Source organism: Methylobacterium sp. 285MFTsu5.1 (assembly GCF_000383455.1).
Classification (GTDB): Bacteria; Pseudomonadota; Alphaproteobacteria; order Rhizobiales; family Beijerinckiaceae; genus Methylobacterium.
Window position 1 is genome coordinate 16,432 of the sequence record NZ_KB911280.1, and the last position, 10,565, is coordinate 26,996.

Genomic DNA, 10,565 nt, shown 5'->3' on the forward strand with positions numbered 1-10,565 from the left:
GGGCGAGCGGTCCGGTCCGCTAGCGGCCGGACCGCGTCAGGCGTGTGACAGCGCCGCCCGACGCTCTCGGACACGCTCTCGGACACGCTCGCCGACGCGCGGCGTCGCGGGCCGTCACCCAACCGTCACCGCGCGGTTTTAATCCCCGCTCACCACGAAAGATTCCGCGCGAGGGTTCATGTCCGATACCGCCGTGATGCCGTCGGGGGCGGCGGGAGGCCGGAAGGCGGGCGGCCCGCGCCTCGACCACGGGATGCATCTCGGCGGGGTGGTGGCGTTCCTGCTCGTCCTCGTGGCGGGCCTGGGCTACGCGGTGCTGAGCCTCATCGCGGACATGAACGCGGTCGGGGAAGCGCCCCTGGCCTACGGCGCCTTCGCGCTGCTCGGCCTCGCCCTGCTGATCGCCCTCGCCTTCGAGTTCGTGAACGGCTTCCACGACACCGCCAACGCGGTCGCCACGGTGATCTACACGCACTCGATGCCGCCGCTCGTCGCGGTGATCTGGTCGGGCGTGTTCAACTTCCTCGGCGTGATGCTGTCCTCGGGCGCCGTGGCCTACGCGATCGTCACGCTGCTGCCGGTCGAGCTGATCCTCAACGTCGGCTCGCACGCGGGCTACGCGATGATCTTCGCGCTGCTGCTGGCGGCCATCATCTGGAACCTCGGGACCTGGGCGTTCGGGCTGCCGAACTCGTCGTCCCACGCGCTGATCGGCTCGGTGCTCGGCGTCGGCCTCGCCAACCAGCTGATGAACGGCGGCGACGGCACCGCGGGCGTCGACTGGACCCAGGCGCTCAACGTGTTCAAGGCGCTGCTGTTCTCGCCGGTCTGCGGCTTCGTGCTCGCGGCGCTGCTGCTGCTCGCCCTGAAGGTCACGGTCCGCCGCAGGGACCTCTACGAGGCGCCCGCGGGCGAGGCGCCGCCGCCCCCGTGGATCCGCGGCCTGCTGATCCTCACCTGCACGCTGGTCTCGTTCTTCCACGGCGGCAATGACGGGCAGAAGGGCATGGGCCTGATCATGCTGATCCTGATCGGCGCCGCCCCCACCGCCTACGCGCTCAACCGCACCATGGCGGACGACACGACGCCCGCCTTCGTGCAGGCCTCGACGGCGGCGAGCGCGGTGTTCTCCGCCCGCGCCCCCGGCGCCGCGGTGCCGGACGCCGCGGCCGCGCGCCGGACCGTGACGGAGGCGCTCAAGACCAAGGCGCTGAACACGCCGCCCGTCTACGCGGCGCTGGCGGCGCTCTCGAACGACATCGCCGCCAGCGTGAAGAATTACGGCGCGATCCGCACGGTGCCGGCCGCCCAGACCCAGAACCTGCGCAGCGACATGTACCTCGCCGCCGACGCGGTGCGCGTCCTGCCGGGCGCCGGGGCGGACTTCTCGGAAGCCGACAAGGCCGACCTGAAGCGCTACGCGGGCCTGCTCAACGACGGCACGCGCTACATCCCGGGCTGGGTCAAGGTCTGCGTCGCCCTGGCGCTGGGTCTCGGCACCATGGTCGGATGGAAGCGCATCGTCGTCACGGTGGGCGAGAAGATCGGCAAGACCCACCTGACCTACGCGCAGGGCGCGTCGGCCGAGATCGTCGCCGCCGGCACGATCGGGCTGGCCGAGCTCTACGGCCTGCCGGTCTCGACCACCCACATCCTGTCGTCGGGCGTCGCCGGCACGATGGCGGCCAACGGCTCGGGCCTCCAGATGTCCACGGTGCGCAACATGGCGCTCGCCTGGATCCTGACCCTGCCGGCGGCGATCACCCTCGCGGCCGCTCTCTTCTACCTCCTGCGCCACGTGTTCTGACGCGGGTCCGGCCGGACGGGCCGGAGACCGCGCTCCGCCCCCCGACGAAGTGACCCGGTCTCCGGCCTCCCGCAGCGCGCCACGGCGCTTCAGGAACTCGCCATCGCCCGCACGAAGGCCAGGCAGGTCCGGCGCGCCGCCGGACTGTCGATCGCCACGAAGGCCGAGACGAGGTCGGCCGCCTGGGTCATGGCCGCGTCGGGCCGGTCGGCATCCGGGTAGAAGCTCGCCACCGGCACGTCGAGGATGCCGGCGATGCGGCTCAGGGCGTCGCTCGTGCGCGCCGCCCCCGGTACCGGCGCGCGGTCCCGGGCCGGATCCGCGGAAGCGTCGGGCGCCATCGCTCAGGCCGCCTTGTGGCCGAGCTGGATCGCCCGGGCGATCTCCGAGCGCCGCGCGGCGTAGCCCGGGGCCACCATCGGGTAGTCGGCCGGCAGGCCGTACTTCGCCCGGTACCGCTCGGGGGTGAGGCCGTGCGCGGTGAGGTGGCGCTTCAGAGTCTGGTAGGACCGGCCGTCGATGAAGCTGATCAGGCCGTCCTGCTGGATCGAGGCATCGACCTGCGACTGGCTCAGCCCGACCCCGCCGAACTCCGACGGCGCGCAGCGGAGCACCGCGATCGCCGTGTGCACTTGGTCGATCAGCGCCGGCAGTGCCGTGACCTCGATCGCGTTGCGCGAGACGTAGGCCGCGACGATCGCGCCGACCTTCTCCAGCATGAAGGTTGAACGGTGGTCGGTGAGGTGGTCCATCTGAGACATCGCTGTTGGAGGGCGTCCCGATCCTCGTGCCCCGTCTCCGGTGGGCCCGCTCGCGCGGGCTTTGCGGGACGAAACCGAGACGACGGGCCAGCCGAGGGATTTCTACCTCAAGTTGATTTCACTCCGTTTCTTGAGGTTGCAGATAATATACAATATGAGCGGCCGGCGGTTTGTCCGGCAGCGCGAGGTTTTTTGCTCCACCGCGCAACCGGCGGCATTCCCGCCATGGTTACTGATACGTTCACTGATTTCGGCCGCTGAGATCGGCGACTGAACCGGATGTCGGCATCGGCCGATCCTGGCGGCGCGCAACCTCGGGGGCCCCCGGCGCCGATCCGGGACCGCTCGGTCGCGGCGGTCGCGCGCCTGACCGATCCCGCCCGCGCAGCGTGCGGCCACGCCCGTCTCGCCCCGCTCCGGGGCCAGCCGCGGCCCGCCGCCCCGGCCGCGCCGGGGCGGCGGGCCGTCTCACGCCGCGCGGTCGCTCCGGCGCAGGCTCGCCGGCATGGCGAAGAGCGCGAGCCCGGCGGCGACGAGGCAGAGCACCCCGATCCCGTAAAGGGCGGGCGTCGTCGAGCCGGTGAGATCCTTCACCCAGCCGACCATCACGGGGCTGACGATGCCACCGAACTGCCCGAGCGTGTTGATCAGCGCGATCCCGCCCGCCGCGCCGACGCCGGTGACGAGCTTGGCCGGCAGGGTCCAGAAGGTCGGGATCGAGGCGACGATGCCGGCCCCCAGCAGCGCCAGGGCGAACATCAGCGGCACGATGTGCTTGTCGAACAGGCCGGCGCCGAAGAAGCCGAGCGCCGCCGCGATGGCGAGGCCCGCGACGAATTTCGGCCGCTCGCCCGAGGCGTCGGACAGGCGCCCGATCACCACCATGCTGATCGCCCCGCAGATGTAGGGGATCGCCGTCAGGAAGCCCACCGAGGCCGCCTGGCCGCCGCTCGCGGTCTTGATCAGGTCCGGCCCCCAGAAGTTCAGACCGTACGAGCCGATCTGGAGCAGGAAGTAGATCAGCGCGATCATCAGGAAGCCGGGCTGCTTGATCGCCCCGATCAGCGAGTGGTCGCCGATGTCCCGGTTGTGGTGTGCGATCCGGCTCGACAGGAGCGCCTTCTCGGGCTCGGACAGCCAGCGGGCATCGGCGATCCGGTCATCGAGGCGCGTCAGCACGAGCATTCCGAGCACGAGGCAGGGCAGGCCGCCGGCCAGGAACAGCCATTGCCAGCCGGCGAGGCCGCCGACGCCGTTGAGGCCGCCGAGGATCAGGCCCGCCACCGGCGCCCCGAAGATCCCCGAGAAGGCCGAGGCCACGAACATGAACGAGGTGATGCGGCCGCGATGCGAGGCCGGGAACCAGATGGTCAGGTAATAGAGGATGCCCGGCGCGAAGCCCGCCTCCATGGCGCCGATCAGGAAGCGCAGGGCGTAGAAGTGCCACTCGCTGCGGATGAAGATCATCAGCGCGGTGGCGATGCCCCAGGAGATCATGATCCGGGCGATCCAGCGCCGCGCCCCGACCCGGTAGAGGAACAGGTTCGAGGGCACCTCGAAGATCACGTAACCGACGACGAACATGCTCGCGCCGAGCCCGTAGGCGACGTTGCTGAAGCCGAGGTCGCTCTGGAGCTGGAACTTGGCGAAGCTGATGTTGATGCGGTCGAAGAACGCGAACATGTAGCAGATCATGATCAGCGGCATGAGCCGCCACGCGACCTTGTGGACGACGCCGGTCTCCGTCACCGCGCCGGCCTCGGCGGCGGCCGGCGACCCGGACAGGGCTGCAGTCATGGTTTCCTCCGTGGTGTGTTCTTGAGGGACGTGTCGTGGGCGGTGCCGCCTTCGGGCGGGCGGCTTCCCGCGAAGTCAGGTTCGGGCGCAGCTCACGGCACACGACGGCGACGCCGCCTTCGCCGGACGAGGCGCGGGTACCCTCTCCCGTGCGGGAGAGGGACAGGGTGAGGGATCAGGTCTGTCTGGATGAGAAGCGTCCTGCCGGCGCGTCGACGGTGTGCCGCATCCGGAGAGTTCTCATCCCTCACCCCGACCCTCTCCCGAACGGGAGAGGGAGCGCGTCGCGTCCAACGCGTGGGGCCGGCCATTGTGAGCCCGCCCCTCCCCGTCTCCGGCTCAGGCCGCCCGGGCGGGGGCCGGATGCAGGTCGCAGGGCCGTCCAGCCTTGGCGACTTGGCCGGGCACGTCGTGGCCGACGAGGCGCGGCAGGTCCCGCGACAGGCCGATCAGCGCCGGGAGGTCGAGGCCTGTCGGCAGGCCCATCTCGTGGGCCATGCTGACGAGATCCTCGGTGCAGATGTTGCCGGTGGCACCGGGCGCGAACGGGCAGCCGCCCAGGCCGCCGAGCGCCGCATCGAAGCGCCGGGCGCCCGCGTCGTAGGCCGCCAGCACGTTGGCGAGGCCGAGGCCGCGCGTGTTGTGGAAGTGGAGCGTCAGGCGCCCGGGACCGACCAGGGGCAGGACCCGCGCGACGAGGCGGCTCACCTGCCGGGGATTGGCCATGCCGGTCGTGTCGGCCAGCGTCACCCCGTCGACGCCCAGCGACAGGTAGCGCTCCACCTGCGCGACGACCCTGTCGGCCGGCTGGTCGCCCTCGAACGGGCAGCCGAAGGCGGTCGCCACCGTGGCGTTGGTGCTGAGTGGGGCGCCGCGCACCGAATCCATGATCCGCGCGAAGCCGGCGATCGAGTCGGCCGGGCTCATGCCCATGTTGGCGCGGTTGTGGGTCTCACTCACCGAGGCGACGAGGTTGATCTCGTCGACCCTGGCGGCGAGCGCCCGCTCGGCGCCCTTCGGGTTCGGCACCAGGGCGACGTAGACGGTCCCGGACCGGCGCCGGATCCCGGAGAAGACCTCGGCCGCGTCGGCGAGCGCCGGCACCGCCTTCGGCGAGACGAAGGACGAGACCTCGATCCGGCTGAAGCCGGCCGCCGCCAGGGCGTCGATCAGGCGGATCTTCTCCGCCGTCGGCACGAAGACCGGCTCGATCTGGAAGCCGTCGCGGGTCGCGACCTCCTGGACGATCAGCGCGTCGCCGCTCATGCCACGGCTCCCTTCTCGCGCAGCGCGGCGATGCGCGCCGGGTCGAGACCGAGCTCGGCGAGCACGGAATCGGTGTGGGCGCCGAGGGCCGGCCCCTGCCAGCGGACCTCGCCGGGCGTGTCGGAGAGCTTCGGGACGATGCCGGGCATCTTCACCGCGGTCCCGCCGGGCAGCTCCGCCTGCAGGATCATGTCGCGCGCCTGATAATGCGGGTCGGCCACGATGTCGGCCACCGAGTAGATGCGGCCGGCCGGCACGTCGGCGGCGTCGAGGGCGGCGAGCGCCTCCTCGACCGTCTGCGTCTTCGACCAGTCGGCGATGGTGCCGTCCAGCATGGCGGATTGCCTGGAGCGTCCCTCGTTGTTGCGCAGCGCCGGGTCGTCCGCGAGGTCGGGCCGGCCGATCGCCGTCATCAGGCGGCGGAAGATCGGGTCGCTGTTGCCGGCGATGACCACGTAGCCGCCGTCCCGCGTCGGGTAGGTGTTCGACGGGGTGATGCCCGGCAGGGCGCCGCCGGTGCGGGTGCGGACCTCGCCCAGCAGGTCGTATTCCGGGACGAGGCTCTCCATGACGTTGAACACGCTCTCGACGAGCGAGACGTCGATGACCTGGCCCGCGCCCTGCCCGGTCTTGACCCGCAGCAGGGCCATCAGCGCGCCGATGACGCCGTGGAGCGAGGCAAGGGTGTCGCCGATGCTGACGCCGACCCGGGCCGGCGGGGCCTCCGGGCTGCCGGTGGTGAAGCGGATGCCGCCCATCGACTCGCCGATGGCGCCGAAGCCGGGCCGGTCGCGGTAGGGGCCGGTCTGGCCGTAGCCCGAGATCCGGACCATCACGAGCTTCGGGTTGAGGGCGGAGAGCACGTCCCAGCCGAGGCCGAGCTTCTCCAGGCCGCCGGGACGGAAGTTCTCGACCACCACGTCGGCGCTCGCGGCGAGCTGCTTGACGATGTCGAGCCCCTCGGGCGACTTCAGATTGACGGCGATCGACTTCTTGTTGCGCGACTGCAGGTACCACCAGAGCGAGGTGCCCTCGTGCATCTTGCGCCACTTCCGGAGGGGATCGCCCTCACCCGGGGGCTCGACCTTGATGACCTCGGCGCCGAACTCGGCCATCAGCCGCGTCGCGAAGGGCGCGGCGATCAGCTGACCGAGCTCGAGAACGCGGATACCGCTGAGCGGACCGGACACGGCTTTCCTCCATCGTTTGTTGCCCCGGAGATAGGGCTCTTCCGGTAGCCAAGTCCAAACGCCATGCACCACCCTGCGTTCGCCGACGGAGAACGCGGGCTCAGCGCCCGGCCTCCCGGAGATGCTCCAGCAGGAGGGCGGCCGCGGGCGACAGGGCGCCCGGGCGGACGACGAGGCGCAGCGTGCGCACGGCCCAGGGATCGGTGAGCGGCACCGCGCCGAGCCGCATCGGGGGGCCGAGCAGGGCGTAGACGCGCTCCGGCACGGTCCCGAGGCCGAGCCCGACCTGCGCCATGCGGCAGATCGCGTCGAAGCTCGGGACGTGCATGCGCAACCGCAGGGGCCGGCCGAGGCGCCGGGCCTCGTCGCGCAGGGCGGCGTAGATCGAGCTCTCCGCGTGCAGCCCGACATGGTCGTAGTCGAGGGTGTCGGCCAGCGCGACGGCGCCGCGGCCGCTCAGGGGATGTCCGGCCGGCATCACCAGGACGAGGCGGTCGCTCCGGTACGGGTAGGCGGTGAGGCTGCGGGTGTCGGTGTTGCCCGCGCAGAGGCCGAGATCGGCGAAGCCCTCCTCGACGCCGGCGACGACGCCTCCGCTCGGCCGCTCCTCCAGGTCGACCCGGATCCCGTCCTGCGCCGCCAGGAACGCCTGCAGGTCCTCGGGCAGGAACTCCACGATGGCCGAGAGGTTGGCGAGCACCCGCACGAAGCCGCGCACGCCCCGGGCGTGCTCGGCGAGTTCCAGGGCGATCTGCTCGGCGCTCGCCAGCATCCGCCGGGTGTGGTGCAGCAGGGTCTCGCCCGCCGGGGTGAGCCGCATGCCGCGCGGCTCGCGGGTGAGCAGCGTGCAGCCCAGCGCGTGCTCCAGCTCGGCGAGGCGCTTGCTCACCGCCGAGGGCGCGATCGCCGCCCGGCGGGCCGCGCCGTTCAGGGTCCCCTCCGCGCAGATGGCCGCGAACAGCCGGAGCGTCTTCAGGTCGAGGCGGCTCAGGGTCGCGGCCGCGGGCAGGTCGGCGGACATCCGGCGGCTCGGTCCGGGCGCGCCGTCAGTCGCGGGATCCGACCGGCTGGCCGTAGGTGCCGAGACCGGCCTTGGCCCCCTCCCGGTTGACGAGGCCGAAGCGCAGCACAGCCTGCTCCAGGTAGTCGATCGCGTCGACGAGGTGGGCGCGCGCCGCGGCGACGCTCTCGTCCCCCTCCTCGACCGGCGTCTCTGCGAGCTTCACGGCGGCGATCAGGACGCGGTCGCGCTCGTCCTCGATCCGCGGATCGCGGGCGAGGTGGCCCCGGACCCGGGCGTCGAACGTCGCGATGACCGACCAGGGCAGCGCGTCCTTGCCGGACGGCGCCCGGTACGCCCGGGCGTGGCGCCGCGCGTCGGCGCTGGCGGCCCTGACATCGTCGGCGAGTGCTGCATCCATTCCCGGCCTCCGCGGCGCCGCGCCGATCGGTCCTCGGCCGGACCATCGGCTCGAGGGTCCGAACGTGCGCCGGCCCGGTCCGTTGCCGACGCCCTTAGCGGGCCGCGCCACAAACCTTCAAGACCCGTCGGGCGAGGGCCTTACCTTGGCGGTTCCGGCCCTTATCTCTCGGGCTCGTGATCAAGCGGCCGAGTCTCGGCCGGCAGATGGGGGACGATATGGGAACGACGCTGACGGCCGGCGCGGTGCGCCGGACATCGCCCGCGGCGCGCCTCCTCGGCGTGCTCTCGGTGATCCTGGTGGCCGCGGGTCTCTCCGGCTGCGGGGCGGTCAACCGGGTGCCGACGCTGCAGGAGCAGGCCAAATCCGCGTGGAGCGAGGTGCAGAACCAGTACCAGCGGCGGGCCGACCTGATCCCCAACCTCGTCGAGACCGTGAAGGGCTACGCGCAGCAGGAGAAGGACGTGCTGATCGGCGTCACCGAGGCGCGCGCCAAGGCGTCCAGCGTGAAGGTCGACGCCTCCACGGTCAGCGATCCGCAGAAGTTCAAGGAGTACCAGGACGCCCAGAACCAGCTCTCGGGCGCGCTCGGACGCCTGCTGGTGACGGTGGAGCGGTATCCCGACCTCAAGTCGAACCAGAACTTCCTCGCCCTGCAATCCCAGCTGGAGGGCACCGAGAACCGCATCGCGGTGGCGCGGCGCGACTACATCACGGCCGTGCAGGCCTACAACACCGAGGTGCGCACGATCCCGGGCCGCTGGATCGCGGCCGTGCTGTACCCCGACGCCAAGCCGATGGAGACCTTCACGGCGACGCCGAACGCCGACCGGCCGCCGAACGTGAAGTTCTAGGATGCGGCGCGTGGGGCGGCGCGTAGGACCGACCATGACCCGGACCCGGGGCGGGATCCTGCCCGACCGGGTGCGGCTCGCCCTGTCGCTCGCCGTCCTGGCGGCCTGCCTGACGGTCTTCGCGCTCGGGGCGCTGGCGGCCGAGCTGACCTTCCCGGCGCTGACCGGCCGCGTCGTCGACGCGGCCGGCATCCTGACGCCGGAGCAGCGCGGCACCCTCGAGGCCAAGCTGAAGGCGCACGAGGACAAGACCTCGGACCAAGTGGTCGTCGCCACGGTGCCGAACCTGCAGGGCACGACCGTCGAGGACTACGCCAACCGCCTGTTCCGGGACTGGAAACTCGGGCAGGCCAAGACCAACAACGGCGTCCTGCTGCTGGTGGCCCCGAGCGAGCGGAAGGTCCGGATCGAGGTCGGCTACGGCCTGGAGGGGGCGCTGACCGACGCCCTGTCCAAGGTGATCATCGCCGGCGCCATCACGCCGCGCTTCAAGACCGGCGACTATTTCGGCGGCCTCGACGCCGGCGTCGACGGCATCCTGTCGATCCTGGCCGGCGACGCGCAGGACTGGCAGCGCAAGCCGCAGGTGCGGTCCGACGAGGTCGATCCCGCCCAGGTGGCGGTCTTCGTCGTCCTGCTCCTGATCGTGGTGTTCGTCGCGTGGCGCATGAGCCGGGGCGGCCGGTCGGGACCCGGCGGCCTCGTCATCCTGCCGGGCCCCGGCTCGGGCGGGTGGGGCGGCGGCTTCTCGGACGGCGGGTCGGGCGGCTCCTCGGGCGGTTTCGACGGTGGATTTTCCGGCGGCGGCGGCTCGTCGGGCGGCGGAGGGGCCTCCGGTGACTGGTAGACGCGCGGCTGTCCTGACTCCGGAAGCGCGGGAGCGGCTCGCCCAGGCGGTCGGGCGCGCGGAGGCCGGGACCTCCGGCGAGATCGTCGTGATGGTGAGCCGACGCGCCGGCGCCTACCGCTCGATCGTGCTGCTCACCGCCCTCGTCGCGGCGCTGGTCCTGCCCTGGCCGCTGATCGCCCTGACGGCCTGGAGCGCCGCGTCGATCCTGCTGGCGCAGGCAGCCCTCGTGACGGCGATCCTCGCGGCGAGCCAGAACGAGCGGCTGCGCATGGCCCTGGTGCCGCGCCGTCTGCGCCGCGCCCGCGCCCGGGAGGCGGCCCGGCGGGCCTTCTGGTCGCGCGGCCTGAGCCTGACGCGCCGGCGCACCGGCATCCTGCTCTACCTGTCGCTCGCCGAGCGGCACGCCGAGATCGTCACCGATCTCGGCGTCCTGCGGGAGATCCCGCCCTCCGCCTGGGACGGGATCCTCGCCGAGCTCATACCGGCGCTCGGGCGCGGCGCGATCGAGGACGGCCTGACGGCGGCGGTCGCGCGCGTCGGGGCCTGCCTGGCGGAGCATCTCCCCGCGGGCCCGGGCGATCCCGACGAGCTGCCGAACCGGGTCGTCGTGGTCGACTGA

The 10,565-nt window shown here is 72.1% G+C and carries 11 protein-coding genes; 4 read left to right on the forward strand and 7 right to left on the reverse strand.

The genetic code is table 11. The annotated features are described in order from the left end of the window. Positions 1 to 178: 178 nt before the first annotated feature. Positions 179 to 1,807 (forward strand): inorganic phosphate transporter, encoded by a 1,629-nt coding sequence (locus H288_RS0116965; RefSeq protein ID WP_020093773.1) that lies wholly within the window; start codon positions 179 to 181, stop codon positions 1,805 to 1,807. Between the two features lie 89 nt (positions 1,808 to 1,896). Here the strand turns inward: H288_RS0116965 and H288_RS0116970 are convergent, their stop codons facing one another. The 7 genes from H288_RS0116970 to H288_RS0117005 form a co-directional block, all read right to left on the reverse strand. After that, positions 1,897 to 2,148 (reverse strand): hypothetical protein, encoded by a 252-nt coding sequence (locus H288_RS0116970; protein WP_020093774.1) that lies wholly within the window; start codon positions 2,146 to 2,148, stop codon positions 1,897 to 1,899. Positions 2,149 to 2,151: 3 nt separating this feature from the next. Further along, positions 2,152 to 2,559 (reverse strand): MucR family transcriptional regulator, encoded by a 408-nt coding sequence (locus tag H288_RS0116975; RefSeq protein WP_020093775.1) that lies wholly within the window; start codon positions 2,557 to 2,559, stop codon positions 2,152 to 2,154. A gap of 477 nt (positions 2,560 to 3,036) precedes the next feature. Further along, a complete protein-coding gene (locus tag H288_RS0116985; protein ID WP_020093777.1) occupies positions 3,037 to 4,365 on the reverse strand; it encodes an MFS transporter in 1,329 nt (442 codons plus the stop codon). 339 nt (positions 4,366 to 4,704) lie between these two features. Next, positions 4,705 to 5,631, reverse strand: coding sequence for a hydroxymethylglutaryl-CoA lyase (locus H288_RS0116990; protein ID WP_020093778.1), 927 nt, complete (start codon positions 5,629 to 5,631; stop codon positions 4,705 to 4,707). Continuing rightward, positions 5,628 to 6,821 carry a CaiB/BaiF CoA-transferase family protein gene (locus H288_RS0116995; RefSeq protein WP_020093779.1) on the reverse strand — a complete coding sequence of 398 codons (1,194 nt, stop codon included), beginning with the start codon at positions 6,819 to 6,821 and terminating at the stop codon, positions 5,628 to 5,630. The genes H288_RS0116990 and H288_RS0116995 overlap by 4 nt, the downstream gene beginning before the upstream one ends. A 100-nt stretch (positions 6,822 to 6,921) precedes the next feature. Beyond that, positions 6,922 to 7,842 (reverse strand): LysR substrate-binding domain-containing protein, encoded by a 921-nt coding sequence (locus tag H288_RS0117000; RefSeq protein ID WP_020093780.1) that lies wholly within the window; start codon positions 7,840 to 7,842, stop codon positions 6,922 to 6,924. 25 nt (positions 7,843 to 7,867) lie between these two features. Next, positions 7,868 to 8,242, reverse strand: a complete 375-nt coding sequence (locus tag H288_RS0117005; protein ID WP_020093781.1) for a hypothetical protein — start codon at positions 8,240 to 8,242, stop codon at positions 7,868 to 7,870. A 218-nt stretch (positions 8,243 to 8,460) separates the two neighbouring features. Between H288_RS0117005 and H288_RS0117010 the strand changes: the two genes are divergently transcribed. From H288_RS0117010 to H288_RS0117020, 3 genes are read left to right on the forward strand one after another with little or no spacing between them, the layout of a single operon-like run. Then, positions 8,461 to 9,096: a LemA family protein gene (locus tag H288_RS0117010; protein WP_020093782.1), complete on the forward strand. Its 636-nt coding sequence runs from the start codon at positions 8,461 to 8,463 to the stop codon at positions 9,094 to 9,096. A gap of 34 nt (positions 9,097 to 9,130) precedes the next feature. Then, positions 9,131 to 9,943: a TPM domain-containing protein gene (locus H288_RS0117015; RefSeq protein ID WP_020093783.1), complete on the forward strand. Its 813-nt coding sequence runs from the start codon at positions 9,131 to 9,133 to the stop codon at positions 9,941 to 9,943. Continuing rightward, on the forward strand, positions 9,933 to 10,565 hold the full coding sequence (locus H288_RS0117020; RefSeq protein WP_026605021.1) for a TPM domain-containing protein: 633 nt from the start codon (positions 9,933 to 9,935) through the stop codon (positions 10,563 to 10,565). Before H288_RS0117015 ends, H288_RS0117020 begins: the two co-directional genes overlap by 11 nt.

Excerpts from the sequence above, each read along its gene's own strand:
- H288_RS0116985 (WP_020093777.1), bottom strand. The coding sequence starts at position 4,365 with ATGACTGCAGCCCTGTCCGGGTCGCCGGCCGCCGCCGAGGCCGGCGCG.
- H288_RS0116970 (WP_020093774.1), bottom strand. The coding sequence starts at position 2,148 with ATGGCGCCCGACGCTTCCGCGGATCCGGCCCGGGACCGCGCGCCGGTA.
- H288_RS0116965 (WP_020093773.1), top strand. The coding sequence starts at position 179 with ATGTCCGATACCGCCGTGATGCCGTCGGGGGCGGCGGGAGGCCGGAAG.
- H288_RS0117000 (WP_020093780.1), bottom strand. The coding sequence starts at position 7,842 with ATGTCCGCCGACCTGCCCGCGGCCGCGACCCTGAGCCGCCTCGACCTG.
- H288_RS0116975 (WP_020093775.1), bottom strand. The coding sequence starts at position 2,559 with ATGGACCACCTCACCGACCACCGTTCAACCTTCATGCTGGAGAAGGTC.
- H288_RS0117005 (WP_020093781.1), bottom strand. The coding sequence starts at position 8,242 with ATGGATGCAGCACTCGCCGACGATGTCAGGGCCGCCAGCGCCGACGCG.
- H288_RS0116990 (WP_020093778.1), bottom strand. The coding sequence starts at position 5,631 with ATGAGCGGCGACGCGCTGATCGTCCAGGAGGTCGCGACCCGCGACGGC.
- H288_RS0117010 (WP_020093782.1), top strand. The coding sequence starts at position 8,461 with ATGGGAACGACGCTGACGGCCGGCGCGGTGCGCCGGACATCGCCCGCG.
- H288_RS0117015 (WP_020093783.1), top strand. The coding sequence starts at position 9,131 with ATGACCCGGACCCGGGGCGGGATCCTGCCCGACCGGGTGCGGCTCGCC.